24 protein-coding genes are annotated in these 25,573 nt (G+C 52.8%); 2 read left to right on the forward strand and 22 right to left on the reverse strand.

The genetic code is table 11. From position 1 onward, the window contains the following. Window positions 1-87: 87 nt before the first annotated feature. Window positions 88-234 (reverse strand): hypothetical protein, encoded by a 147-nt coding sequence (locus tag HMPREF9452_RS11730; protein ID WP_009140670.1) that lies wholly within the window; start codon window positions 232-234, stop codon window positions 88-90. A 384-nt stretch (window positions 235-618) separates the two neighbouring features. On the opposite strand from HMPREF9452_RS11730, the gene HMPREF9452_RS03205 reads away from it, so the two are divergent. After that, window positions 619-1,731: a hypothetical protein gene (locus tag HMPREF9452_RS03205; protein ID WP_009140671.1), complete on the forward strand. Its 1,113-nt coding sequence runs from the start codon at window positions 619-621 to the stop codon at window positions 1,729-1,731. Between the two features lie 231 nt (window positions 1,732-1,962). Here HMPREF9452_RS03205 and HMPREF9452_RS03210 read toward each other — a convergent pair whose 3' ends face one another. The 5 genes from HMPREF9452_RS03210 to HMPREF9452_RS03230 all read right to left on the reverse strand — a co-directional run bounded on the left by HMPREF9452_RS03210 (window position 1,963) and on the right by HMPREF9452_RS03230 (window position 6,383). Beyond that, complete coding sequence (locus HMPREF9452_RS03210; RefSeq protein WP_009140672.1) at window positions 1,963-2,850, reverse strand: DegV family protein; 888 nt, start codon at window positions 2,848-2,850, stop codon at window positions 1,963-1,965. A 303-nt stretch (window positions 2,851-3,153) separates the two neighbouring features. After that, the gene (gene glmM, locus HMPREF9452_RS03215; RefSeq protein WP_009140673.1) at window positions 3,154-4,497 is read right to left on the reverse strand and encodes a phosphoglucosamine mutase; all 1,344 of its coding nucleotides are present in this window, start codon (window positions 4,495-4,497) and stop codon (window positions 3,154-3,156) included. 434 nt (window positions 4,498-4,931) lie between these two features. Then, window positions 4,932-5,168: a hypothetical protein gene (locus tag HMPREF9452_RS03220; protein ID WP_009140674.1), complete on the reverse strand. Its 237-nt coding sequence runs from the start codon at window positions 5,166-5,168 to the stop codon at window positions 4,932-4,934. Then, on the reverse strand, window positions 5,165-5,350 hold the full coding sequence (locus tag HMPREF9452_RS03225) for a DUF4869 domain-containing protein (protein ID WP_050797608.1): 186 nt from the start codon (window positions 5,348-5,350) through the stop codon (window positions 5,165-5,167). Before HMPREF9452_RS03225 ends, HMPREF9452_RS03220 begins: the two co-directional genes overlap by 4 nt. A 97-nt stretch (window positions 5,351-5,447) precedes the next feature. Continuing rightward, window positions 5,448-6,383: a dTDP-glucose 4,6-dehydratase gene (locus HMPREF9452_RS03230; protein WP_009140675.1), complete on the reverse strand. Its 936-nt coding sequence runs from the start codon at window positions 6,381-6,383 to the stop codon at window positions 5,448-5,450. Window positions 6,384-7,125: 742 nt separating this feature from the next. On the opposite strand from HMPREF9452_RS03230, the gene HMPREF9452_RS03235 reads away from it, so the two are divergent. Further along, complete coding sequence (locus tag HMPREF9452_RS03235) at window positions 7,126-9,951, forward strand: NACHT domain-containing protein (protein WP_009140676.1); 2,826 nt, start codon at window positions 7,126-7,128, stop codon at window positions 9,949-9,951. A 413-nt stretch (window positions 9,952-10,364) separates the two neighbouring features. Here HMPREF9452_RS03235 and HMPREF9452_RS12320 read toward each other — a convergent pair whose 3' ends face one another. The 16 genes from HMPREF9452_RS12320 to HMPREF9452_RS11515 form a co-directional block, all read right to left on the reverse strand. After that, window positions 10,365-10,925: a VanZ family protein gene (locus HMPREF9452_RS12320; RefSeq protein ID WP_009140677.1), complete on the reverse strand. Its 561-nt coding sequence runs from the start codon at window positions 10,923-10,925 to the stop codon at window positions 10,365-10,367. A 131-nt stretch (window positions 10,926-11,056) separates the two neighbouring features. Then, entirely contained in the window at window positions 11,057-11,965 is a 909-nt protein-coding gene (locus HMPREF9452_RS03245; protein WP_009140678.1) for a UTP--glucose-1-phosphate uridylyltransferase, read from the reverse strand. Between the two features lie 88 nt (window positions 11,966-12,053). After that, window positions 12,054-13,064, reverse strand: a complete 1,011-nt coding sequence (locus tag HMPREF9452_RS03250; RefSeq protein WP_009140679.1) for an acyltransferase — start codon at window positions 13,062-13,064, stop codon at window positions 12,054-12,056. Window positions 13,065-13,090: 26 nt separating this feature from the next. Further along, window positions 13,091-14,497, reverse strand: a complete 1,407-nt coding sequence (locus tag HMPREF9452_RS03255) for a lipopolysaccharide biosynthesis protein (RefSeq protein WP_009140680.1) — start codon at window positions 14,495-14,497, stop codon at window positions 13,091-13,093. A 1-nt stretch (window position 14,498) separates the two neighbouring features. Further along, window positions 14,499-15,800 (reverse strand): hypothetical protein, encoded by a 1,302-nt coding sequence (locus HMPREF9452_RS03260; protein WP_009140681.1) that lies wholly within the window; start codon window positions 15,798-15,800, stop codon window positions 14,499-14,501. Further along, window positions 15,784-16,719, reverse strand: a complete 936-nt coding sequence (locus HMPREF9452_RS03265; protein WP_009140682.1) for a capsular polysaccharide synthesis protein — start codon at window positions 16,717-16,719, stop codon at window positions 15,784-15,786. Before HMPREF9452_RS03265 ends, HMPREF9452_RS03260 begins: the two co-directional genes overlap by 17 nt. Further along, window positions 16,706-17,713, reverse strand: a complete 1,008-nt coding sequence (locus HMPREF9452_RS03270; RefSeq protein WP_009140683.1) for an acyltransferase family protein — start codon at window positions 17,711-17,713, stop codon at window positions 16,706-16,708. Before HMPREF9452_RS03270 ends, HMPREF9452_RS03265 begins: the two co-directional genes overlap by 14 nt. Before the next feature lie 13 nt (window positions 17,714-17,726). Then, on the reverse strand, window positions 17,727-18,326 hold the full coding sequence (locus tag HMPREF9452_RS12255; RefSeq protein ID WP_009140684.1) for an acyltransferase: 600 nt from the start codon (window positions 18,324-18,326) through the stop codon (window positions 17,727-17,729). 2 nt (window positions 18,327-18,328) lie between these two features. Beyond that, window positions 18,329-19,303: a DUF6625 family protein gene (locus HMPREF9452_RS03280; protein ID WP_009140685.1), complete on the reverse strand. Its 975-nt coding sequence runs from the start codon at window positions 19,301-19,303 to the stop codon at window positions 18,329-18,331. 14 nt (window positions 19,304-19,317) lie between these two features. Further along, window positions 19,318-20,409 (reverse strand): glycosyltransferase family 4 protein, encoded by a 1,092-nt coding sequence (locus tag HMPREF9452_RS03285; RefSeq protein WP_009140686.1) that lies wholly within the window; start codon window positions 20,407-20,409, stop codon window positions 19,318-19,320. Between the two features lie 4 nt (window positions 20,410-20,413). After that, window positions 20,414-21,451: an acyltransferase family protein gene (locus HMPREF9452_RS03290; RefSeq protein WP_009140687.1), complete on the reverse strand. Its 1,038-nt coding sequence runs from the start codon at window positions 21,449-21,451 to the stop codon at window positions 20,414-20,416. Between the two features lie 37 nt (window positions 21,452-21,488). Beyond that, complete coding sequence (locus HMPREF9452_RS03295) at window positions 21,489-22,634, reverse strand: radical SAM protein (protein WP_009140688.1); 1,146 nt, start codon at window positions 22,632-22,634, stop codon at window positions 21,489-21,491. Window positions 22,635-22,639: 5 nt separating this feature from the next. After that, window positions 22,640-23,296, reverse strand: coding sequence for a glycosyltransferase family 4 protein (locus tag HMPREF9452_RS12115; protein ID WP_232205010.1), 657 nt, complete (start codon window positions 23,294-23,296; stop codon window positions 22,640-22,642). After that, entirely contained in the window at window positions 23,184-23,936 is a 753-nt protein-coding gene (locus tag HMPREF9452_RS11740) for a glycosyltransferase (protein ID WP_009140690.1), read from the reverse strand. The genes HMPREF9452_RS12115 and HMPREF9452_RS11740 overlap by 113 nt, the downstream gene beginning before the upstream one ends. After that, window positions 23,933-25,045, reverse strand: a complete 1,113-nt coding sequence (locus HMPREF9452_RS03310) for a glycosyltransferase family 4 protein (protein WP_040362143.1) — start codon at window positions 25,043-25,045, stop codon at window positions 23,933-23,935. Before HMPREF9452_RS03310 ends, HMPREF9452_RS11740 begins: the two co-directional genes overlap by 4 nt. Window positions 25,046-25,068: 23 nt before the next feature. Beyond that, window positions 25,069-25,254, reverse strand: a complete 186-nt coding sequence (locus tag HMPREF9452_RS11515; RefSeq protein ID WP_083821705.1) for a sugar transferase — start codon at window positions 25,252-25,254, stop codon at window positions 25,069-25,071. Between the last annotated feature and the right edge of the window lie 319 nt (window positions 25,255-25,573).

Raw genomic sequence — 25,573 nt, forward strand, 5'->3', positions numbered from 1 at the left:
CGACTCCGGCAACCCGCAGCAGCGCACCATCTGGTCAAGCGAGTTCGCGCCGGCAGGCAAAGGCGCCGTCAACTCCGCGACGACGGCCTACTGTTTGCGATGACGGGGAGCGTGCGTCTCGCGCTTCTCCCTGCGGCGGTCTTTAATAAAGGTGAAGAGTGCATAGAGCGCCGCGACAGCGGCGATAGCGCCGATGCAAAGGGCAACCGGACCCACAATGGTCATGACATCCATATCGGCACCGCCAATCTAATCGCACAGTTCCATCAAAGCGCAACCATCGCGCCTGTCTGCAAAGCTTAACAGATATACGCGCGCCGTGCGTTAAAACCATCAAAGCGGTATCCATCGCAAGGCGCGGGTTCCGCCCGCGAGAGCTCCGTCCTCCGTAATCCACCACAGCTGCCGGCCGGAACCCGTCCGCCCGCGCGCCCAGCGCCCCCAACCGCGCCCGCGCTGGAGGCGACCGCTCCCCGCCTGCCGCATCCACATCTAAGAAATAGCCGTGGACTCGAAAGCCAAATCGGTATAAGCTACAGCGTCTCGGGTAATATCTCGAGCGTTATTTCGTGTTACCACAAGGCACATTTCGCCTTATCACCATGAAGGGGGACGATTATGGATTCCATGGATGCGACTAAGCAGGCGACCAGCGCCCAACAGCCGCAGGCCTCCACGGCAGCCGCAGGCGCTCCCGTGCCAGACCCCCGTCCCGATGCTCCCGTGCAGGTGCCCGCAGAGGTACCGGAGTCCATCGAGGCCACCATCGATTTCTCAGAGGTCGAATTCGCCGAGGAGTTCGCCGAACCCGTCACCGCCATCACCCCCGGCGGCGTGCTGCCGCTCGAGCCCGCGCCCATCGAGGGCAGGCTCCGCAAGGCGGCGCTCAGCGTTCCGGATGAGATGGACGAGTGCAGCGGCTTCACACTCTTTGGCCGTCGCATCAAGTCCATGCTCTACACCACGGACGTAGCCGTCATCCGCAACTCCAACGCGGACGCCATCTTCGCCGTCTACCCCTTCACCGCGCAGCCCGCCATCACGCAGGCGCTGCTCACCGTGGCGGAGTGCCCGGTCTTCGTGGGCGTGGGCGGCGGCACCACCGCGGGCAAGCGCGCCGTGCAGCTTGCCGCTGTCTCGGAGATGCAGGGTGCTGCGGGCGTCATAGTCAACTCCCCCGCATCGCCTGAGATGGTCGAGCAGATCGCCAGCATGGTCGACATCCCCGTCATCGCCACGGTGGTGCGCTGCGATGACGTGGCACACGCCAAGGTCAAGGCCGGCGCCAAGATCTTGAACGTCGCCGCCGGCAAGGACACCCCCGCCGTGCTGCGCCAGCTCCGCGAGCACTACCCCAACATGCCGCTCATCGCATCCGGCGGCCGCTCCTCGCTCTCCATCCGCGAGACGCGCGAGGCGGGCGCCAACGCGGTCATCTGGACCCCGCCCTCGGCCCAGCAGCTGCAGGCGGACATGATGAAGCGCTACCGCGAGATGGGCGCCACGCCAGAAGGCCCCATCCTGGACCCCATCAAGGCGAGCGCGGAGAACCCCATGGAGAGCGCCCGCGCGGACGTTCCTATTCCGGACGAGCAGCTGGCCAAGGCCCACTCCCCGCGCCAGCGCCTGCGCAAGAGCCGTCCCGGCGGCTTCTTCTTCCCCCGCGGCAAGGGCAAGGCCGGCCTGGCGCTGCTGCCGGTGATCGCGGCAATCGCAGACAAGTTCGTGTAAGCGCGCGTCGCAACCGGTGCACAGCCACAACCAGTGCAGGCGCTGCGACCGCTACGGCAATGCACGGCGCTGCGTCTCATAGGCTCCAAACGCAAACGACCCCGCTCGTCTTTTTCCGGACGAGCGGGGTCGATTCTTTTGCAACGCTTCTCGCGCCATAAGCTCGCGCTTCTTCTTGCGCAAACCTCTTTCTCAATCTTTGGTCGAGGAGGGTCTCAAGCGGCGAGCCGTCTACTCCCCGCGGACCTGCCCCATAAAGAACACGACGGCGGTGCCCGGGCCCGTGTGCGAGCCGATCACGGCGCCGATGTTGTGAATCGAGACGCCGCCGCTCACGTTGGGGAAATGCTCCTCGATAAGACCGGCCAACGCCTGCGCGTCTTCCAGGCAGTCGGAGTGGCAGATACAGCACTTGCCGTCATAATCCTGCCCGCCGTCGGCGCGCTCGGCCATAACGCGCACCAGCTCGGCGATAGCGCGGCGCTTGGTGCGGATCTTCTCGCGCGGAACCAACTTGCCCTGGTTGTTGATATCCATCACCGGGCAGATCTTCAGCGCGGTCGCGAGCACGGCGCTGGTAGCGCTCACGCGCCCACCGCGCTTAAGGCAGTCGAGGTCGCTCACAAAGAACCAGTGGTTGAGCTTGTACTTGTTGGTCTCCGCCCAGTCGACCAGCTCGTCAAGCGTGGCGCCCTGGTCGCGAAGGTCCGCCATGTACTCCACCAGCAAACCAAAGCCAGAGCTCGCAGCCAAGGAGTCGACAACCTTGATAGTGCGATCCGGGTAGCGCTCCGCAAGCGCGGAGGCGGCCAGGCAGGCAGAGTTATAGGAACCGGAGATGCCGGAAGAAAGGGTCACGTGCACCACGTCCAGGCCCTGGGCAAGGTAGGGCTCCCAGAATTCCTGGTACTCGCCCACTCCCACCTGCGAGGTCTTGGATTGGCCACCCGCCTTCAAGCGACCATAGAACTCTGCGGGGGTGGTGGACTCGTAGAGATCATCCACGTACTCCTGGCCGTCCATCTCGTAATGAAAGCAAACATATGGTATAGTGCGCTGCGCAAAGAAATCGCGCTCGTAATCCGCGGTTGAGCAGGTTGTAAGTACGTATGTCGACATAATCCCCCTCATCTGGAAATCAGAATAATCCAATGTGAGATTATGCCATGATGCACGTGTCATCCACAACAATTCATATTGTGCACTGGCACTTGTAACAATAGTGTGAAATAAGCCCGCTCGCGCTCCCCATAGCGCATGCCAGCATCCACGCACCCCTCGGCGGCTTCGCGCGCCGCGCAAGGCCTTCGCCCACGCAAAGCCCATGCCAGCGCAAACCCCTCGCAAACAAAAGAGCCCCCGCGACATCGCCGCAGGAGCCCCAAGCAAGTTAGAAGGTGGCCGTGCTATACGCCAAACTCGCTACTCGTCGAGCTTGTACTTCTCAAGCGCAGTCAAGACAATGGCGCCCGCCTTGGTGCAGAGCTTCTCGTCCGGAGCCTCGGTAAGCACGCGGACCAGCGGCTCGGTGCCGGATGCGCGCACAAACACGCGGCCGTTGCCCTCGAGGTACTCCTCCGCCTGGGCGATGGCCGCTTTGATGTCCTCGCCGTTCATGACGGCGTCCTTATCAGAGACGCGCACGTTCACCAGCTGCTGCGGGTAGAGTTTCACCGGACGGGTGAGCTCGGAGAGCTTCTCGCGCTCGGCGCGCAGCACCTCCATGATGCGCAGCGAGGTGAGAATGCCGTCGCCGGTCTTGGCAAGGTCGCCAAAGATGATGTGGCCGCTCTGCTCGCCGCCCAGGTTGTAGCCGTTCTCGCGCATGCAGGCGTAGACGTACTTGTCGCCCACGTCGGTCTTCTCGTAGTTAAGGCCGGCGGCCTCCAGCGCGCGGAAGAAGCCGAAGTTGCCCATAACGGTGGGAACCACGGTGGACTTGGCCAGGCGGCCGTACTTGTTAAGGTAGGTGCCGCACACGTACAGGATCAGGTCGCCGTCCACCAGGTGGCCGCGCTCGTCAACGGCCAGGCAGCGGTCCGCGTCGCCGTCGTAGGCAAAGCCAATGTCCAGGCCGTTCTCAACAACAAAGCGCTGCAGGCCCTCGATGTGGGTGGAGCCGCAGGCGACGTTGATGTTGTAGCCGTTGGGGGCGTTGTTGATCACGTGGGTCTCCGCACCCAGGGCGTCGAAGACAGGGCGGGCGACGCTGGAGGCCGAACCGTTGGCGCAGTCCAAGCCGATCTTCATGCCCTGCAGCGAGAAGCCGCAGCTAGAGATAAGGCTGGCGATGTAGCGGTTACGGCCCTGCATGTAGTCCACAGTGCAGCCGATGTTCTCGCCGGTAGCCAGCGGAACCTCGCTCTTGCCGTCGATGTAGTCCTCGATGAGCTCGAGAACGTCCTCGTCCATCTTGTAGCCCTCATGGTTCACCAGCTTGATGCCGTTGTCCGTGTAGGGGTTGTGGCTGGCGGTGATCATGACGCCGCAATCGAAGCCGCCGTCGACAACCTCATAGGAGACGCCGGGCGTGGGGATGACGTGCAGCATATAGGCGTCGGCACCGCTGGCGACCAGGCCGGAGACCAGCGCGGACTCGAACATGTAGCTCGAAAGGCGCGTGTCCTTGCCAATGATGACGCGGGCCTTCTTGCCGCGGCGGGCGCCGTAGTACCAGCCTACAAAACGGCCGATCTTGAATGCATGGTCAACGTTGAGGCCCTCGTTCGCACGGCCGCGGAAGCCGTCGGTGCCAAAATACTTCATAGATGAAATCCTTCCGTTTGATACGGCACGCGCACATGCCAGCAGCCTTGGCGATTCGCAACCATGGCGACCTCGCCGCCGTGGAATCTCGCCGCTACCCGCGCATGCGCGGTAACAGAAACATGATACCAGCGCGCACCCATACGGCGGCATATATGCAAACTCTTTACACTGGTGAGATGACACCGTGAGACGGTACCTACCCGCAAGAAGGGAGAACACATGACCGCAATTGACCTTACATCTTTTGTTGAAGATTATGAAACCGCAGAAACAAGAGCACATAAGCACGCGCTCGACATCAGCTTTGATTTTTGCTTGAGAAAAGGCATCTGAATCAATTGTGTTCTTCACGTGGGACGGTTTTTCTTTGCTAAGACCAGCCAGCAGGCAGATCAAAGTGAAGCTATCGATTGCTAGAGCCACTAGAGCCACTAGAGCCCCAAATCGGGCAACGCCTTTTTGAACGCCGCCATCTCCTTCGGCTGATGGTAGGCAGTATTGAGGCTTTTCTTCCTGTACGCCAAATACGTGTCTGCCGTTACCTTAATAAGCTCCTTTGTGAAGAACTGCTCCCAGCTAAAGAAATCGGCGCTCACGCAGCGAATACCGCTTTTCTCGCAAAGGGCACGGTGAAACTCATAGCCGGAGTTCGAGTCCTCCGCTATCACAACTTCTGGACGCCCGCCGCAACAAGAACAAACTCGTCCATGGCGTGGATGATTTCCCCCGTATTGGCAATGCGCGCCGTGAACCTGCGGTTGCCAAAATCCATCATATGGTACAGATTGATGGTGATATCCTGCATCTGGCGCCAGGCGAGCCAGGGATGCGGCGCCGCGCGAGCAATCATCCGCAGCAGCCGGCGCGCACATCCTCCCGCTCGCGATAGAGCGCCTCGGTAGCCTCTTTGGCAGGACGCCACCAATCTTCATGCGCTTTGTACCACGCTATAGTATCGGCAAGGCCGGACGAGAAATCCGTATAGGTAGGCGTCCACCCAAGACGGCGCAGCTTAGAACTGTCAATCGCATAGCGACGGTCATGACCCGCTCGGTCGCGCACCCAGTCAAAATCATCCCCATCGCGCCCAAACGCCCGCAGCAGCTCGGCAAAACGGACAGGTTGTCGCGCTCGCCATCAGCACCAATAAGATAGGTCTCGCCCGCGGTGCCGCACGTAAGGATCTGCCACACCGCAGAGCTGTGGTCCTCAACGTGGATCCAATCGCGAACATGCCTGCCGTCGCCGTACAGCTTGGGCCGCACCCCATCTATGAGGTTTGTGATCTGGCGGGGAATAAACTTCTCCACATGCTGGTAGGGACCGTAGTTGTTCGAGCATATAGAGATGGTAGCGCGCAGACCGTACGTGCGCACCCATGCCCGTACAAGCATGTCGGCAGCCGCCTTGCTAGAGCTGTAGGGGCTCGAGGGCCTGTAGGGAGACTCCTCCGTAAAGCGCGCCGGGCTATCAAGCGGAAGGTCGCCAAAGACCTCGTCGGTCGAGATATGGTGGTAGCGAACGTCAAGCTGCCGGCACGCCTCAATTAAGGTATACGTGCCCTCAACGTTGGTTTTCACAAACGGAGCGGGGTCTGCAATAGACCTATCGTTATGGGTCTCCGCGGCAAAATGCACCACGGCGTCCGCCTTGGCAACCAAATCGCGCACCAGCCTAGCATCGCACACATCGCCCACCACAAGCTCAACGCGATCCCGTGGCAGCCCAGCGATGTTTTGCGGGTTGCCCGCATACGTAAGCGCGTCAAGAACCGTCACGTGCACGCCCGTATGCTCGCGCACCACATGGCGCACAAAGGCGGGGCCCGCAAACCCGCACCCTCCGGTAACAAGAATGTTGTTCAGCGCAAAACCGCATGCCACGGCAAAACCTCCCAGCCGGCTGCTATCAAGTCCCTACGTTGGCCAGCTCATACAAACGGACGTGCTGTAAAAAGCGCCGCCCAAATCGCCAAAGTAAATCGTAGGCACAAAACGCCTTTCTATAAGCCTGGCTATAGTATAAGGCGCGCCCGCAAAAAGCCGCCGCCTCAACCCACTCCCCCCATAGCCAAACTCTTCCGCAAACGCGCCATCATAGGAGAGCTCAATTGTCACTCAGAAGCATGACTCTCCCCATTAATTGGCGCCTTTTTCAGCATGGTGCCTATTTGGATGAGAGGATGGTTGATAGTGCGTCCGATCAACTTTACTAGAAAATGCCAATATTGAATACTACTATACAGACAACTATTGCATTCAATAGAATAGTGTTGCGATATTATCTTCTTCTCGCCATCTGGCAAGCCCCTCATGCTATATAAAGTTTAAAGAACGCCGCTAGATAACGACCGACAGATGTTAACAACGCACAACAATAGCGTCATTGCTGATCAGTCTGGAAAAACCTTTTTACAAACATGTACTATTCGGTTGGGGCATCACACTTTAGAAGCAATAATCTATGAGAACAGGTAAAAAAACAGGGCGATGGCAAACGGGCAAGCGAAGCCCATGGAATCAGCCAACCCATCATTAAGTTGACGTTCTCTGAAAAGCTCGGACTTTATAATTACCTTAATAATAACTACCTGTCTCTCCGAAAACTATGATGAGGTGCGTAAGCTTGCTAGATTTCTTTAGAGAAGAATTGCTCTCTTGGTTGATCGACTGGGCTAAAACCAAAATAAGCTACCTGACAAAAAGGCAAGCAATAATCCGCCATATAACTGAAACTACCATGCGCGCTCCCGCTATTCATTCGTGTGTTAATTTGAAAGAGAAAGTCAAAAACCCTCACCTCGTTAAAGAACTGCTCGCCCATCGATCTCTGCTCGATATAAGCAAGGATGAAGCAATACGCACATTTTTAGGCGAGGGCTATGACGAACCCGCATATGAGTTTGTCTCGCAATTCTGGGACTCAACGAACGCCATCTTGGCCGTCGGTGAAGAATCGTTAGCAGACAGGAAGGCGGTTGAGGGGTTCGAAGCCGCTAACAACAAACTTGACAATCTTGCCAAAGCCCTTCTATCCAACCCAACCAATTGCGAGATCTGGAAAAAGAAGTTGGCAGATTACTGCAACGAGCTCGCCCAATGCTACAGCGAAACAGCGATTCCAAGGAAAATGACAATGGAAGAATCAGGAGATCTCCTGTTGCAGTCGGCTCTCCTAAAATGTGAGCGATCTCTGCTTATCTACGCCGACCCCGGCATGGGCAAAAGCAGACTGCTGAAACAAATAGCCTCTGAACTGGCAATGGACTTAATCACCGGAAAAAATAACAGTATACCAGTGCTTCTCGAAGCGCGAAAATGGTCGCGCCAATACTCTAACCTCGAAGAGGCCGTCGCGAAAGAATTATTGGGTTCCACGACCGAAGAATCAGTATCACTGATAAAGGAAAATCCCGCCTCCTATTGCCTCATCGTTGACGGCCTCGATGAAGCTCGATGTGATAGAGACCTCCTCCTGGCCGAGCTAGCTCGTTTCGCTAACAGCGATAAAGGACGACTCATCTGCTCCTCCCGCTTCAGTAGCGACCGCAAGCGAATCGGCATTGAAGGCGCGTCCCTACAGAGTCTATCTGAAAATGAAGTGATCTCCCACCTTCGCGAAAGAGGCATACGCTCACCGCTGGATGTCATGCGCAGACTCAACGAAGCAGGTCGTGAGCTTATGGGAAACCCGCTGCATCTCAACTGTTTAATTGAGTATCTTCACACCAAAGGAGACGGTGCAACGCCTCGGAATCTTGCAGCGATCTACAGCACATGTATCACATCCTTAATTGAAGCGAAGCTAGACCCCGACTGCGACCTAGACGCTGACTACCTCCAGCGAGAGCTGGGAAACTACGCATTGGAATGCCTGATAAATCAGGAGGCTCTTCCATGCAGAAGCTACTTGCTCCAGCAATGCGCTCCCACCGAAGCAGAGTTGATAGAACAAATGGGCAAGTATTCCGGCCTTCTCGTCATAGCAGACGGAGCGGTTGGATTCTCTCATACAGTTCTACAGGAATACTTAGCAGCGAGTTTCCTCAACAGCCTGCCTGATGAGGAAGTAAGGGTGTTCTGCAAAAACCATTCGAGGGATCCGCTGCTGAAAAACTTTTTTGTGATACTTTGCGGTTGCACAGCAAGCGCAACCAAGCAAAAACTAATCCTCGATCAACTTGAAAACAACAACTTAAGCCTCTATATGGACTGCTTACGTGGAAGAATGAACCTTTCCGATGAGCTGGAGGGAAAGCTCAGCAAAACCGACATAACGACAATCGCCCTCCAAGCCATTACAACCTACACAAACATAACGAATCGCTACTTGAAAAAAGCGAAACCACACATTCCTTTCTGGCGAACACTTTCCACGCCCGAAGCCCCCATTCGAATGGTGATTAGCTACAGTGCCACAACCACAGTTGCCCATATTGTGCTATCAGAAAAACGACCCGGAGACGACCGCATACTCGTTAAGCTGTCCGACGATAAACATGGGCCGGTAATAAAAGGGCCTGACGGTTCCACCACTCCCATATTCTCGATAAGGCTGTCCAATCGACCCGAAGCTCATACTTATCGGATTGGGGCTCTTTACGAAGGCATCGATTGTGCCAGGGAAATGGCTTTATCAATGATCGTCGATGACCTTGAAGGGTTTTTCGAATCGGCAGAGCCCGTTCTCAGCGAACCATTGGGAATGAAAGCCGCTTTCACAGAGGAGGCCCTCAGGTGCAGTCGCATTTTACGTGAAGGCAGCATTGGAAGTCGTGAGTATCTAAATCTTCGAAATTGCAGCGCCGATGAACTAAGCATGCTGCTAGCTGAAAAAAGTAATTACAACATCAAAGTTTGCGAAACTAGCATTCCATTATCGCTGCTGCCCTATCTTGTTAAGATGCTTGAGATCGGCCCAGAAAACCATCTGCAGTACCTACCCCCCAATCCTGACAATCTTACCAAAGGCCGTTGCAGAGTCTGGGAGAGCTATACAGACGAAACCTTCGAATCATGGTGCAAGACCGTACTTCCCGAATGCGAAAAGTCATACAGGCTTTTCATCCGAACCTTCATGGAAGAAATTGGAGAATATCTTCCTGGTTATGCAGATGGGCCATTTTCTTTGCAAGCAACAATTATACCTGCCAACGAAAACAGCATGCTTCCAGATAGGCGAATCTGCATATCCCCATTTCCTATCGAAGACGAAGACCAGATAGAATTGATATTTGTTGAAAACTGCTTTTACAATGATTCAGGTTTTGTTGGAATTGAGGAGCGCATACAAAACTACATTCAAACAGCAAGGCTATTGGGAAGACCAGGAAATGGCTACGAAGAGTCAATCCTGCTTGGGTCCACGTTGCTAACTGACAAAGCCTATATACACAACGAAGTGCGTAAACGCATTCAGAAAGAAGTCTACGCTCTATTCACGTTACATTAGAACCCATGGAGAGCGTGTACCTATTTGGTTTCGCCGGTCCCAGCCCTTCAAATACTCAGCTTTCGCAGGAGTCGATTATTATTTCGCGCTGCGGGTACAGGTCATTTCGTGATTTCCGCATCAGCGCGAACGCAGCGGAGTCACCTTCAACCTACGGTTCAACCAGGCTGCGTGCGCCAAGCTATCGAAGAACAATGCCTCAGACGGAAACTGAACGAGGCCAGAGCGTCGTGGCGCAGGGTCTCACAAGCACCAGGAAAATCCACCTCGTCTATGCGTTGCGGAGACCGCAGCCAGAGGCGCCCTGCGCGCTCACTACGCAGGGCGCCCCGACTTGAAGAATCTGCGGCACTACCAACCCGTGCAAGCCGAATACCCGCACTTCGTCAGCCATCAAACTCTTGGTATTAAGATTATAGATAAAGCCAAAGTATCTTGGGAAATCGCCTATCGATTAAAGACCAGGCCAATCTCTCGCAAGAGAAGCATGCGAGAATCGCAATCGAATAGCCCAGGAGATCAAATAGGAGGTCCCCGGCGTCGAACTCCCTACCGGGAACGAAAAGCTTATGCGTCTGATCGAATAGGGATGCGAAAACGCAGAGCAGAAATGAGAGCGGAACCCGTGATAGCAACCCGCGTGGCCTTCCCCACCAGAATACGAAGGCCAAAGAAACGGGAATACCAAGAGCAAGAAGCTCAACGGTATGAGCCCATTTGCGAACACTGGCATAGGAAAGCAGTGCCGTCCCAAGATCAGAGATAACACCCAAGGACGCAGTGGGGCCGGCACTGGAAGAAGCCTCAGCGCCGTCGCCCATTCCATTGTCATGGTGGGCAACAACCGCTTCATTCACGGCAGACGAGAGCACTGATGTCTGAACAGGGGTCTGTTCGGTAAGAACGAATATGATGCTAAAGACTCCGATCGCCAAGGCAACAGAGATCCAAAACATAGTTTTGCGCATTAGCATACTTCAATCCCCTCCCCTAAAAGCGAAACGCGGTCGACTAGAGAGGTTCCAGTCAACCGCGTGAAACGTGACAATGCACAGCAAGGTAAAGAGGCTCTGGCGCTCAAGAACGAGCGTTTGGACGAGGCCGCCTAGCGACGGACCAATCCCCCGCGCTCGTCGACAGCCTCCCAGAACTCCTCGGCGAAGCGGGGGTCGGCCGCGGCCATGAGGGCGTTGGTCGCGATCCAGCCCGACGGGGTGCCGGTGTCGTAGCCGGACAGCGGGTCGATGACCACGGCGTACATGGCCTCGCGCTCGAGAGAGCGGGCCATGGCGTCGGTCAGCTGGATCTCCCCTCCCTTGCCGGGCTCCTGGTCGGCCAGCAGGTCCATGACCAGGGGCGAGAGCAGGTAGCGGCCCACGATGTAGAGGTTGGAGGGGGCCTCCTCGGCGGCGGGCTTCTCCACCAGGCCGGAGACGCGCCACACCGCGCCGGGCTCGTCGTCGGCGACCCCGCCGAGGCCCTCCAGGGTGTCGACGCGCTCGCCCGCGATGACGCCGTAGCGCGAGACGTCGGCCGGCGAGCAGGGCGCCACCGCGATCACGGACGCGCCGGCGTGGGCGCGGGAGACCTCGAGCATGCGGGTGCAGATGTCGCGCGAGGGGACCACGTAGTCGCCGAGCAGCACCAGGAAGCTCTCGCCGGCCACGGCGTCGGCCACCGAGCGGATGGCGTGGCCCAGCCCCTTGGGCTCGTACTGGTAGCGGAAGTCCACGGGCATGTCGCCGGCCTGGGCCACGGCGTCGGCGTAGCCGTCCTTGCCGCGCTCGCGCAGCAGCGCCTCCAGCGAGCGGTCGGGCTGGAAGTAGCTGAGCAGCTCGGGCTTGCCGGGCGAGGTCACGATGACGGCGCCGTCGACCTCCTCGGGCTCCAGCGCCTCCTCGACCACGTACTGGATGACCGGCTTGTCGAGCACCGGGAGCATCTCCTTGGGGGTGCACTTGGTCGCCGGCAGGAAGCGGGTGCCGAGGCCGGCTGCGGGGATGATAGCCTTCATATAAGAAGTCCTTTCCTAATGGAATTAATGATTGATGAGTCATCACGTATCCGCTGGCAATACAACGATGAGGGACTGTGAGCGAACGTCAATCAGCGCGCAGGACCCTATTAACTAAAAATTGCAATACGTCGACTACCAATGCGACAACCCGTTGAATGGGCACGTCTATCAATACGCACGCTGTAATAGTTAACAAGGAAATGAGAATGGACAAGGCGGGCCACATTTCAGAACCCTGATACATCCCCACATCAATGATTAACGGAAGAACAGAGGCCCTAAACGCCCCCTCAAACAGGTAGGCAGCCAAAACGTGTCTAGAAACACCATTTACGCTGACGGATGCAAAGTTATAACGTTTGAACATGATGAATAAAGAAACAGCCTGCAATAGGACGAAAATGCTGCAATCCCTGGCAAAGGGAATATGAACAGATCCCGTAACTGCGCTCGCGGCACAGTTTAACAGCAGGATAGCAAAGGTTGAGGAAGCATATGTAGCTACAAGTGCCTTATTAGATACATCTTCGTCCGAAGCATATTTCCTCAAATAACTACCCAACAGATACAAAGTAAGCATGTTGATTGCATTTTTCCCCGTCCCCAACACGTGATAGTAGATCACAGTTGGAAGGACATAGAAAACGGCAACCATTAAAAGGATCAACCGCTTTAGGTCATCTTTCCTTAAGCATTGTACGGCGTCGTTGATATATGGTGCAAAAAGCATGAGTAGCATATAACACGACAAAAACCAGTACTGATTGGTGGAGATTGGTATAAAGGCTTGCAACACGACCTTCAGTGACGTACCCCCCCCCTGCATACTCGAAAGGAGAGCCGTCAGTGCAGAATAAACAATCGCGGTAATTTCGAGCACGGCTGCCTTATGCCATGTCCTACGGATACCGTAGTATCCAGAAATCAACACGAAAACAGAAACGCCAGCGTTAAAGAGACTGTTCTCAAGTTGAATCCACGCCGCCGTAGACCCCTGCGCAGACGACATCAACTCTCCGTTGATGTGCATTGTGACAATTCCAAAAATAGCGAAGATGCGGAGCAGCTCAATGCTGCTATTCCTACTCGTTGCCACAAAACCCTCCCCAGTAGTCGGCAACATTACCTTCCAATCTTTCGTAAAAGCAAACTGGCAACGTTGTAGAGATCGTGTCTGTATATCAATAGTAGGCAGAGAAAAAAGAGCATCTGGATTGCAAGGACCACCAGGTTGCCAAGCGATAAGAATAGAATTAGCGACTGGCCAAACAGAAGCGCATAAGATGCTATGTCGCGACCAAGATTAATTGAAAGACTGACAATGCCGCTCGCCTTCTTTAACCGGACAAACCAAACGAGCCCATAAGACACCATGGTTGAAAAAGCTGCGCCGATTGGCCCTGTAACTCCAACCAATGCCAGATTCATCAGGATATTAACCGCTGCCCCCGCAACTGTAGACGTTGCGAGTATCTTTGTCTCCTTAGCTGCCGCAAAGATACCTTCGAAGACACCGCACAGGCAACTGAACACTACCGATATTGTTAGCAAAGGAGCATATCGCCACGCCTGATAAAAATCGTTGGCGTATAAAACTCTAGCAATCAGCTTATCCCCCGCAATAAGAAGGGAACACAACAGCACGAGCGCGCAATTATATGCTGAATAGATGCGGGAGTAGAATTCGCCGGATGTTTCATCCAGCTCCTTTACCGCTGAAAGAGTCCATGCCTGATTAAAAATCGATTGAAAGACATTCAGGATTGAGGGGATTTTGAAGGCAACCGAATAGATTCCGTTTGCCGCCGCGCCACAAATCCAAGCAACAACGTAACGATCAGAAACGTTGTTAATCCACCAAGCAATCTGATCAAATATAAGAGGTCGGCTGTAGCTGCGCATTTCGCAACGAAGCTCCCTGACATCACCGTCACGAAGGTAATTCCACAGCTTCAATCGAATTGTCAGATACGCGATTACAATCGCAAAAGAAGAGATATTGGCGATAAAGTACCCTGAAATACCCAAAGGAAAAACGACCAACAGCGCGATATTAAAAATGATAATGGCAGCCGAGCTTAAAAGCCCAGCAATAGCAACGTCGGCTATCCTCTCAACGCCCCTTGCAAAAGACAGAAGGATGTCAGACAAGAGGCACAGGACGTAATAGACAACAAAAAAGACAGGGTATTCATTAAACAGCGGAATAACATTAAGAGCGCCATTAATGGCAATCGCGAAAACCACCACCAAGCTTGCCTTTACAAAGGAACGCATTGACTCCGTAAAAACGAGGCAACGATCCTTGTCAGGTTCAAGAGAAAACCTCAGAGTTGCCTGGGAAACGGCGCCGGACAGGAGTGGTACAAGCAAGAATGCCGTAGTAGTGTAGATATCATATAAGCCGTACTCTGATGTCGAGAGCACGCTTGTGTAAAGGGGCACCAGCAGGAACGCAAGAATTTTGCTTGCAAAATTACTTAAGGTCATAAGGCCGATATTTTTGAGGAGATAACTATATCTGCTCATTTCAGATACCTCCGACCCTGCCGAGCCGCTTACCGCCGATCAATTGGTCATCGTAAGAAGAGCAGACCAATCCAAGGGCAATAAAACCAATTACCCCTGCAGACGAAGATAGGATAGCCGAACCAACCGCATGGATCATATACGAAAGAAAAGCGGCATAGAGGAACGCCTTTGATTCAAACTCATGCTTTACGGGCCCCTTGAACCCTAATACTATCCTCAAGTACAGGATGACGAGCAAGGCAAATGCAATCCACCCGAACTGGCCGATTGCCATCGGCCAAAATGTATCACTCAAGAAGGAACCATCTTCAGGATTCAAACCAAAAAGATACGAGAAACCAAATTCATAGTACAGAGGTGAATATAAGCGAGCCGCCTGGTCAGATCCAAAGGTTGAAAACCCAGCACCTAATGGGAAGAAGCGATTCGCAAGTTCAGCTCCATGAAGGAAAAACAAGTAACGCGGAGCATTTACGTTCATGAGATAAGTCTGAATCTGATAGGAACCGACAAAAATAACACCTAAGAACAGCAATGCAACAACGAATGCATTAAGCTTTTTAAAGTGATTGAAATAATATAAAAGAACAAGAAAGAGCAAGCCGAATAAAAGTGGCGCACTTTTTGTAGCCAACATAAGACTTATCGATGCCAGTACATAATAAACTTTACGATTCTTCGCGTTCCCCTTTATCAGGATAGCAATTGCCAATAGCGACACAGCCATAAATTGAAAGCTGAAAGGAAATACGAATCGAAAACCTTGCAAACCGTATCGCTGCGATTCGGTCATTCCAATATTAACCACCTGGCTGACGATAGAGCAAACAAAGGCTGAAATAATGTAAGCCTTAGCCAAAAAGACTAAGGCTGTCGCAAACGTTTTTCCAGTTTGCCCTCGAAACATATATTTTGCTGCAAAAAAGGCCCAAAGAACCTTTGTCTCAGCGACGACATCGATGAGAACGGAAGTCAGCGGCCTGCTAATCCCAGAGAAAACATTCGAAGCCAGCCCAATAAAGATGACAACCATGAGTATGAAGAGTGAAACTGAGTCATAACGTGAAAGCTCATCCCTGATAGCAAGAAATAAGAGATAGAGAACGGAGACGATCGAAAGAGCCTCATCGAAAAAGCTACGGCCACCAATTAGTTCCATATAAATCAAAACGGAAATAATGAAAAACGCAGCAATGGGCTTTAATGACCGCTTGGGCTTCAATGGTCCCGTTAATTGAGAGTTTTGATTGCCAGCCGACAATACACTAGTTGTTTCTGAAGCGCTATTTGAAATGCTCATTTATCTCCATTAAGTGATGTACCGTGCAGCTGGAACCGCATTCCGGTAACTTATAAGTAAGCTTGTGAACCGTTGTGATTCGCTTGATCTGCTCTATGCGGGCACGGTTGAATGGTTGTTGCAGCTCCCGCATCAGTAGGTGATTATCGATTTGATGGAAGTAGGGAATCCTCTCCCAATCCAACCTATTCTCATCTTCGACTATGCGAAAAATCATATGGAATAAGAAATAATTCTTGAGGAAGCTATAGCGTTTCCAGTATTCGAATAGCAAGTCTCGAACCTGCTTGAGAAAACGGTTTCCACCGAACCTAGAATAAATGAACCAACTCTCCATGTTGATCATGTCGCTGTCCATCCATCCGTTGCGATAGACAAAGAGCTCGTTATCCAATACGTAATCTGGGAGTGGCCCAGTCATGAATGTGGTGGCGTCAACCCAAAGGCCGCCGTGTTCCACAAGCAACGCAACACGCAAGATATCAGAGAAATGAGTATGGGATATAATCCCACGCTTCCATTTATCTACAATGTAATCTGGAATGGAGACGTATTGGTCATAATTCTCCGAAGTGATCGTCACGATATCCCAATCGCTAAGCCATTCCTCAAGAGAAGCATAGCACTGACGAACAACAGCGGGAGCGTTTTCAATCCCTTGAAACCAACATACCCATACGGTCTTGCTTGCCCCGCCGCTAGAAGATGTTTGCCCAGACAATGACCTGGCAGAATTGAGATAATCTTTATAAAAGGGGCCGAGCTTCTTTGCTACCCACGAATATGCCTTATACATACTGTTTAAGCCGATTAAATACTTGTCTCCGAACCCAAGAGGTATTAAACAGTAAGAAAGTGTATCGCCAATAAGCGTTCTAGACTGAATGCTTCTACGTATTCGCCCTTTAAACCCGCTCATTACACTCCCCCTTTTTCATTTTCAAGGCTCGTGTAGGCTCAAACAAGATGAACAGCCACCAGCGACGTTCAGCAATTTCATAGATTGCGACAGGAATAAAGACGCTCGCTATAAACCCGACTGTCAAATGGATCGCTAGGGAATCCAATCCAAATTTAAAAAGAATAGCGCGCATGCATGCAGCGCAAATCGTATGCAATACATAGATCGGCAAAAAATAAGCACTCATCTGCCTGAGCAGCCGCGATTCATTGGTTACATCGATTGACATAAACAAATCCACCAAGGAATATACGAAAGCGAACCCGATTAAGAATTGAGTGATTTTATCCGTATTCTCCTTGCCGTACAGCACCAAAGAAGCGACAGCCGCTGCAATGAAAAGCACGATTGCCATCGCTCGATGCATCATAAGTTTCCCAAAGCCGGCGACCGTCAAGCTCATCCCCAAGGAAAACCATACTAAATTTGAGGCAACCTTTCCGATGAGGTCTGGAAGCACTATGGTTTCTGGCAACAAGACATATACCACTTTGATGGCCAGCGAAACGGCCAGCAACTTCAAAATGGCACGCGGGCTGCCAAGTCTTGGAATGATGCAAAAGATCAACAGTAGCGTATAGAGATACCAGTAGGGAGCGATAGGTTCGAACAAAATAGTACGAAGAAATGGCGTTGCCTGATTGTTCACCTCAGAAGCGAATGCATTTTTCAAAAGCAGCGTAGCCGAAGAAAAAACTATGTAGGGAACGCCGAGGTTGATAATCTTCCTTTTCAGTGACATCAAATGGCTCGAAAAGGAGGATCCTCCTTTGTTGTATTGATAAAGAAATCCGCTGCAAACGAAGAAAACCGGTACATGGAAAGTGTAGACGGTCTGTATGGGCAGCAAATAAACAGCGCTATCACCATCCATCAGTCCGGAAGAAGCCATTGACATATATAAGTGCCCGAAAACAACAAGCAGGCACGCAAATAGTTTCAGAGAGTCCACCCAGACAACCCTATCAATACGGGTTTTCTTTGGACTGGATTCCGTTATCAGGGTATTCATTTTCACAGCTAACCATTTCTTCGACCGTACAAGGCTCTCGCAATCCCTTTTCAAGATAGGGCTCCGAGAAGGCAAGTAGTTTTCTTCTTGACTCCTCATAGGTCCCGATTATTCTTGCAGGGACACCGCCCACTACGGAACCGGAAGGGACGTCCTTGGTCACAACTGCCCCTGCTGCGATGATGCAGTTGTCGCCAACTGTGACCCCGTAATTGATGATTGCATCAGCACCGATGTAAACGTTACTCCCGATCTCGACCCTGCCGTACCGGCAGAGATATCGATCGCTGCCCTCAGCATGATTAAAGACCGTATTCAATGCGGAATGCGTAACTATCCGAACCCCCGCCGAGACAGCCACGTTATCGTGAAACGAGACAAGGAACGGCTCCGCGGGCAGAAGGTTCGACTGGTAATAGCAGTTCTCTCCTACAGATGCAAAGTAATGATGGCGCTTCATAAACGCCATCTTCTTCCAGCCATCTCTAATGGTAATCAACCTCATCTGCCGCCAATAGCGCCTGAGGGTATCAAAGGTTTTGTAGATCTGCATACTTAACACCCGTTTTTATAACCCAGCATTCCCTTCACGTTAAAAACGATTCGCTCTAACGTGATCTTGTGCCTGTTGAACCATATCGACTTAGCGTAGTATTTCACCTTGCTTCGCTTGCTCTTTCGACGTATCAGCTCCTCATCCATGTGAAAGGGCTTGTCAGTCGTGACATCGGGGTAGATCAGATATTGCCTGTTGGGATCATATTCATGAATCCTGAAAGACGTCGGACGGCACCAGTAGTGCAGATATAGATACTCCTTGGTCTCTATGCGTCCTTTATATAGGTAGTGCCTGGTCACGACTCCATGGGACCAAGTAAAGACCTGCGCCTCGTTCTTCTCCCTATCTTCCTCATCCTGCCAATCAAGATAAAATCCGTAATCGTACTTAAGGAGATTTGCGAAGTCGATTTCCTTGTAGACGGGGATGCCGAGTGCCTCATATATCGCGTCCATCCCGGTTTCGTCGAACGCGAAGCCCTGATCTACGCTGAAGACATCCCGATAGCTTAATGCGCCCTCGACGCAGGTGCGATAACGGGAGCAAACTTGCGGAGTGTTCCTGAATAACATCGAGTGGCCATTGAAGCCGACCTTTTCATAATTCTCTAGTACTTCATCCGTATAGAATTTTCTGATATCCCCCCAGACGAGGTCGATATCGCAATCGCCCCAGAAGTCGTACCCCCGAAGCTCCCGTTCGAAGATCTCCCCGTACGCCGGCTTATAGTCGCAGAGCTTATACGGGCGCTCGAGAGAAATGGGAAAATCAAAGATGCTCTGGACGCGGGTTCTCATTTGGTCAAAGGTCCAGTACGTAACCTTTACGTTATCGGGATAATCATAATCGGTTCGATCGTCGGTAAAGATGAGCCAGTCAATTGATGGGTTGCAGCCACAACTCATGAGCCAAAACTGAAATCCCTTAGGAAACTTCCCGAAATAGGGGACAACATATGCAATCGAATACACATTGCACCTTTCGATTATCTATCACACAGATTCAGAAACTCTTGCGCCTTGCATGACGTTGAAAGACCGTTTCGATAGCGAAGGCAGTTGGCCCGAAAAGTCTCATGGTTAACGACGATTTCTCTAAGATCGTCTTCACCCCATCGAGCCTTTACGATTCCTAGTGACTCCCTTTTTATATAGGAGGCATTTAAGGGAACGTCGGTCGTCACAACAGGTGTTCCCACAGCTATAGACTCAACGATCGATACCATATTGTTGTCTTTTGATGTATTTACTAAAAGAGCCCATGACGCATTCAAAATACCTAAAAGCTCCGAGTGCGGCAGTTTTCCGGTAAAGACAACGTTCTCATCCAGCTTCAGCTCGTGCGACAGCATCTGAAGCGCTTCCCTTTCTTCGCCGTCCCCGACAATATACAAAAACGTGTTCGCATCGTAATGCTTGGTATATTCCGCGAAGCACTTTATGATTCCATCAATTTGCTTTCTCGGAATGAGTTGAGAACAAACTATAAACTGATTCCGCACGGCATCCGATGTTGTAAATACATCCAGGTTAACGCCGTGCTCGATGATCTTACCCGAAACATTCTTACAATAGCGGGCAATAAATGATTGAGCCTCTTTTGAGCGAGCAACCACCGTTGCATCTCGCATGGCAAAGCGAGCCACAAGGTTATACCAAATAATAGAGGGAATCTTTTTGAAGATGGCATTATGCTTTGACAACTCATGCCATATTGCAACTTTCCCATCTAGCGAACGGCAAGCAATAAGGCTGTTTATCGAAAAGACCTCACTCGAGATCACCAAGTCAAAAGTGTCGCCTTCGGAGCGAAGAAATTTTCTCAATCCTGACAAAAAGGGCAAACAATTAGGCTTGAAGATACGCGGACAGAGACAATCCATCCACACGACTTCAAAAGGGTATTCTTCTTCAGCGTAGGGTTTGAAAGGCTCCGCAGCAACAAGGGTGACCTCGCAACCCAGTTCTTTAAAAGCGAGGCATAAGTCATACGCCATGCAGTCTTTTATCGATACCGTACGTGGAACGCTAGAGGTCTCGCTGGTATACATGATCGGGTTTATTAAAAGAACTTTCATGTATTCATCCTTTGATTGAAGCCACATTCTTGCAGCGATCCCCTAACACAGATATTAAAGACCGGCTTAACCGCTTAAATGCACACGAGCAAGCTACCGCACCCACCAGCACCAAAAACAGCGCAAAGGCATAAGGCAGCTGATCCATTGGTAGCAATTTGTCCAAAAGCCTATATACAGCCATGTGACACAGGTATATTTCTAAACTGATACCGCTTACAAAGATGGTGAATTTATTAACAAGCCAGCTAGGCTCTTCAGAAATAACTGCGTAGACGAGAAGGGCAACAACAAATAAGAGGAGCAGAAGAATATTTGTACCAAAGACTGCAACAATGGCAAACGAGAGCGCCGCAACTGCTAATAGAAGGAACCTGATCGAGTTCGCCGCTCTCCCCGCTTCGGCTGGACGATATAGATAAACCAATCCCCCCACAATGAAGAAGACGCTGCAGAATAAGATATTGCTTCTAAAATCATATCCGACAACGACGTGATTCGCATCGAAGAAATATAGCCGGCAGACCACGTTATAAATGAGAGCGATAGCAAGCGCGAGCCATGCCCGCCTCTTGTCCCCCATCAAAAAACAGAAGAACGGAAAGGCAATGTAGAAAACAAACACCAGACCGATAAACCACCCAACGCCCACAACAGACATAGATGAGTTTGGTAGCAAGCCAAAGCAGAGCGTTACATTTGCGAACACTTCGTATAGCGAGTCAAAACTTGGATGGGAAATAAAATCGATGAGACAAAGCAGCGCAAAGAATGGCACCAGCCTTGCAAAGCGCCTTCCATAAAAAGAGCTGATAGAAAAGCTGCCATTTATAAATTGTTCGTAATAGCCGCAGCACAGCGAAAAAGCGCTGACGGCCATAAACAGGTATACAAATTCGCCCATCGGACTTATCAAAAGGCTCAATGGAGTGGGAAGAGCGTATTGGCCATTCGTCATAACATGCATTGATATAATGCCAATCGAAGCATAGGATCGCAAGCCATCAATTGATGCGTATCTCTTGTCTTTCTGCACCGCCATCGTCCTCCCCCTTCTAATTACTGTGCTATTCGAAGATTTACAAAGCCTCGTGCGCTTCGTAGACGTGCGCGTCCGCCTTCGACGCTTCCGAAAGACCATCGTTAACCTTGGCGCACAGGTCGCAGGTCGAGCAAGCGTCAAGCTGTTCCTTAGTCACACGGCCCTCATCGTAGTCGCGAACAATCTTGAGCTCGTGCATGTCGTAAGGCTTCTTGCTAAAGAGAGCCTTGGCCTTGTGCTTAAGCACCCACCATGTGGGCTTCCAGATGTACTTGTGCATGGCAGGCGAGGCAGAGCCGATCATCCAACAGTTGCGGTCGCAATGGCGCACGTGGGAGCGGACCCTCTCCGCTGCATCGGAGTTCCAGAGCTCGTCCCAGGTCTGCACGTTGAGGTTGCCCATAACCTCCTTATCCTTGGTGCCGTTGCAGGGCATGACGTCACCATAAGGGTCGATGAAAAACGTGTCGAAAGCCATGTCGCACGGCAGAAGACGAGGCTGGCCGTAGATGTAGTTGATGAGACCATGATTGAAGTAAGCACGGAACCACTTTTTCGGCTCGTTGCTTCTGAGAAGCTCATTGATGAGCGCCTCGAAGTTCTTGGCAACCATGGGACGGTCGTGGATGATGTTCTTGGCCTCGACAAAGTAGAAGCTATTGTGGAGCGATGCGGTTGCGAACTCCATACCCATCTCATTGGCAATCTTGTAGAGCGGCACAAGATCTGGGGCATTGAGGTCCTGCACCGTCACACCGAAGCCTACGTCAGGATGATTGAGCTCGACGAGCTTCTTAAGCGTCGCATAACCGCGCTTGTAGCCATCCGGGATCCCACGAATGGCATCGTTTGTCTCCTGGAGGCCCTCGATGGAAATGCGGATACCGACCTTAGGGAACTCTTCGCACAAATCAATGATTCGATCGGTGAAGAAGCCGTTGGTGGAGATCACGATGCGGTCGGACTTCTTGTAGAGCTCACGCACGATGTCCTTGAGATCCGTTCGGACGAACGGCTCGCCACCCGTGATATTGGTGAAATACATCTTGGGAAGCTTCTTAATGGTCTCAAGGGTAATTTCCTCATCGGGGCGACTAGGCGCCTTGTAGCGGTTACACATGGTGCAACGGGCGTTGCAGCGGTACGTGACGATGACGGTACCGTTGAGTTTCTTTTCTGCCATGGGGCTTAGTTTCCCTTCTTGCTATCAATGAGCTCTTTGTAAAGAGCCGTAAGTTCTTTCATGTACTTGCCTTGTGAGCAACGTTCAAGGACATATGCTCGGCAGTTGGCCTGCAAGGAGGCGTATCGAGCCTCATCATTGAAAGCTGCAAGGCCACGTATGATTGCCTCTGTCAAAGATGGTGAACTGTCCGGATCACAAATAAATCCGGTCTCCCCCTCGATCACAAGCTCGGGAATACCGCCGATATTCGTGCCGATCACCGGAGTACCCGCCGCGAACGCCTCCACGATGGAGTACGGCATGTTCTCTCGCCATCGCGAGCTCGCGATGGCGAGAGAGGCTCCCTCGACATATGCTTGAAGGGCGCTGCCGGCCTGATAGCCGGCAAGCTCGATTCGACTTCTAATACAAGAGTCCGCAGAAGCAATCTTCTCCTCGATGCTCTCACGCTCCGGCCCATCACCAGCTATGACAAGCCTGACATTAGAGGGGAGCGATGGGATGGCCGCGATGAACGCATCGACGAGGACATCGATACCTTTCTCCTTAGAAAGGCGCCCAAAAAAACAACAGGTAAGGGTTTTCCCGGCTGGTTTTGTCGGTAGCCTTCGAGGCGTTATCCAAAAACTCCTGTTTGGCGAAATTCTGCATACAAACAACCTGCTGGGTGGGAAAGCCACCCTCGATGAGCTTCCCTCTCATAAACTCAGACGGAGCGATGATTCGATCGATTTTACGATATGACTTGCGAAGCTTAAGGTACTCAGCCTCAAGCGCACCCATGGCGCTTTTTGCGGTAGAGCCCTTGACACACTTTCGCTTAAAGCAATTAGTAAACTTGCCGTCCAGGCAAGCATCGCAAACGTTGCTAGCGCCATCGAGCATCACATAGCTCGGACAGACGAGGATGTAGTCATGCGAGGTGAACAGCACGGGCACATGATGCGTTTTAAGATAGGGAGCGTCCAAAATTGAAAGCGTAATCTGACGGTGCACAAGATTCATGTGCACGATATCTGGCTGAACGCGCTCGCAGAGTGCCTGGAACTTATGCTTCGCCTCTTTAGAATATATCAGCGAAGCAGCGGCGTTTATCTTCTGAGCAAAGGAAGTAGGGCCATTGTAGTCCTTTGAGGAAACAAAGAGATCTTCATCCTCGCAAGGAACATTGTCCGGTCCCTCCATCGCAAAAAAATGGACTTCATGACCAAGGGCTTTTAACCCCTCGGCAAGGCCGAAATAGTAGGTCTCGGATCCACCCTTGAGATAATGGAACTTGTTAACAAGGATTATCTTCATCGTCGAACTCCCTCATACAGGTCAAGTGTCCGCCCAACAACGGAATCCCAGGTGTACGTCTTCTCAACGTGCGCCCTCGCGGCGGCGCCAAGCTGGCCGGCGCGCCCGATGTCTACCAGCAGGGCGCGCAGAGCGGTTCGCAGCGACTCGGCGCTACCCTTCTCAAACGTCACGCCGTTGCCGGCGAGCACGTCCGCGCACTCGGGAATGTCGCTCGTCACGCAGCATCGACCGTACGCCATCGCCTCCAGCAAGCTCATGGGCATGCCCTCAACATCTGAAGGCAGCACATATGCGAAGCAATTTGAATAGAGCTCCTCAAGCGGCTCACCGTTCACGAAACCCGTGAACACGATGCGCGGGTCGTCCGAAGCAAGCTCATGAAGATGCGACTCAAAATCGGAAGTATCCGAGCCTCCTCCAGCGATCACCAGCTTTTTATCCGTATCGAGCCCCTTGAACGCCTCGATAAGCAACTCGGGACGCTTCTCTGGAACCAGGCGACCCAAGAACAGGAGGTAACCCCCTTCTGAAAGGCCCCACGCGGACGCAATGAGGTCCGCCGAACTCGGAAACTTTCGATCCATTCCGTTGGGGATCAGCATCGAATCGCGACCGTACGCATCCTTGAAATATCGCTCTGCAGCTCTTGAAAGGACGATAAGGCCGTCGGCTTTCTTAGCCGCGGCCTTCTCCCCCAGCTTGATGTACGCGCTGGCAAGCTTGCCCCACTTTGCGCGCTGCCAGTCAAGGCCATGGATGGTCGCCACCGTGCGGATGCCCGCCATGCGCGCAAGGGGCAGCGGCACACAGGGGCCCTCGGCGTGGTAGTGAATGACGTCGGGGCGTTGGCGGATTGCGGCGAGCGTCGCGAAGAACGAGGAGCTCAGCGCCGCCAGCCCCTTCTTGTCTATGGTCCTGACTGGCACGACCCTCACGCCGTCCACGACGCGCTCGCGCGTGTCCGCGGCGCCGCCGGTCATGACGTCCGAACCCGAGCGGTCGTAGCAGGTGACCTCGTGGCCCAGCGCCGCCATGCGCCGCGCGAGCTCGGTCACCACCACCTCGACACCGCCTTCGCGACTGCCGTAGTGTTTCTGGCCGATCATCGCGATCTTTAGAGGGCGCCCCACTAGTACGCCCCCTCGCCGGTAACGACCACCTTGACGGTCTGCAGGATGGTCCTGAGGTTCACCCAAAGGCTGCGCTCGCGGATGTACTTCAGGTCGAGCTCGACCATGTCGTCGAAGTCCAGGTCCGAGCGCCCGCCCACCTGCCAGTAGCCGGTGAGGCCGGGCTGTATTTGGTAACGTCTGATTTACGAAAATGGTAAAGGCCGCTTTCCATTCCGGTAAACGAAAATTTTCCGAAATGGTAAGGCCCGCGCCGACCGCCGCCTTGGACCGACAATTGTCGATGCGATCCGATTTCGACATTAGGAGGTCCGGAAAGGAAATGATCGGCGTGGACAAGGTAGAGGATATCAGGAGGAGGGCCAGGAGGGGCGAGTCGGTCAGCGGCATAGCCGCCGCGACCGGCGTCTCGGGCCCGACGGTGAGGAAGTACATCGCGGCGGGGGACCTGTCCCCCAGGCCGCCGGCGACGCGCGGCAGGACGTCGTCTCCTATGATGGAGCC

It is taken from the genome of Collinsella tanakaei YIT 12063 (genome assembly GCF_000225705.1).
Lineage (GTDB): Bacteria > Actinomycetota > Coriobacteriia > Coriobacteriales > Coriobacteriaceae > Collinsella > Collinsella tanakaei.

Coding starts and splice junctions, on each gene's coding strand:
- HMPREF9452_RS11730 (WP_009140670.1), bottom strand. CDS start 234: ATGGATGTCATGACCATTGTGGGTCCGGTTGCCCTTTGCATCGGCGCT.
- HMPREF9452_RS03205 (WP_009140671.1), top strand. CDS start 619: ATGGATTCCATGGATGCGACTAAGCAGGCGACCAGCGCCCAACAGCCG.
- HMPREF9452_RS03210 (WP_009140672.1), bottom strand. CDS start 2,850: ATGTCGACATACGTACTTACAACCTGCTCAACCGCGGATTACGAGCGC.
- glmM (WP_009140673.1), bottom strand. CDS start 4,497: ATGAAGTATTTTGGCACCGACGGCTTCCGCGGCCGTGCGAACGAGGGC.
- HMPREF9452_RS03225 (WP_050797608.1), bottom strand. CDS start 5,350: ATGATTGCTCGCGCGGCGCCGCATCCCTGGCTCGCCTGGCGCCAGATG.
- HMPREF9452_RS12320 (WP_009140677.1), bottom strand. CDS start 10,925: ATGCTAATGCGCAAAACTATGTTTTGGATCTCTGTTGCCTTGGCGATC.
- HMPREF9452_RS03245 (WP_009140678.1), bottom strand. CDS start 11,965: ATGAAGGCTATCATCCCCGCAGCCGGCCTCGGCACCCGCTTCCTGCCG.
- HMPREF9452_RS03255 (WP_009140680.1), bottom strand. CDS start 14,497: ATGAGCAGATATAGTTATCTCCTCAAAAATATCGGCCTTATGACCTTA.
- HMPREF9452_RS03260 (WP_009140681.1), bottom strand. CDS start 15,800: ATGAGCATTTCAAATAGCGCTTCAGAAACAACTAGTGTATTGTCGGCT.
- HMPREF9452_RS03265 (WP_009140682.1), bottom strand. CDS start 16,719: ATGAGCGGGTTTAAAGGGCGAATACGTAGAAGCATTCAGTCTAGAACG.
- HMPREF9452_RS12255 (WP_009140684.1), bottom strand. CDS start 18,326: ATGCAGATCTACAAAACCTTTGATACCCTCAGGCGCTATTGGCGGCAG.
- HMPREF9452_RS03285 (WP_009140686.1), bottom strand. CDS start 20,409: ATGAAAGTTCTTTTAATAAACCCGATCATGTATACCAGCGAGACCTCT.
- HMPREF9452_RS03290 (WP_009140687.1), bottom strand. CDS start 21,451: ATGGCGGTGCAGAAAGACAAGAGATACGCATCAATTGATGGCTTGCGA.
- HMPREF9452_RS03295 (WP_009140688.1), bottom strand. CDS start 22,634: ATGGCAGAAAAGAAACTCAACGGTACCGTCATCGTCACGTACCGCTGC.
- HMPREF9452_RS11740 (WP_009140690.1), bottom strand. CDS start 23,936: ATGAAGATAATCCTTGTTAACAAGTTCCATTATCTCAAGGGTGGATCC.
- HMPREF9452_RS03310 (WP_040362143.1), bottom strand. CDS start 25,045: ATGATCGGCCAGAAACACTACGGCAGTCGCGAAGGCGGTGTCGAGGTG.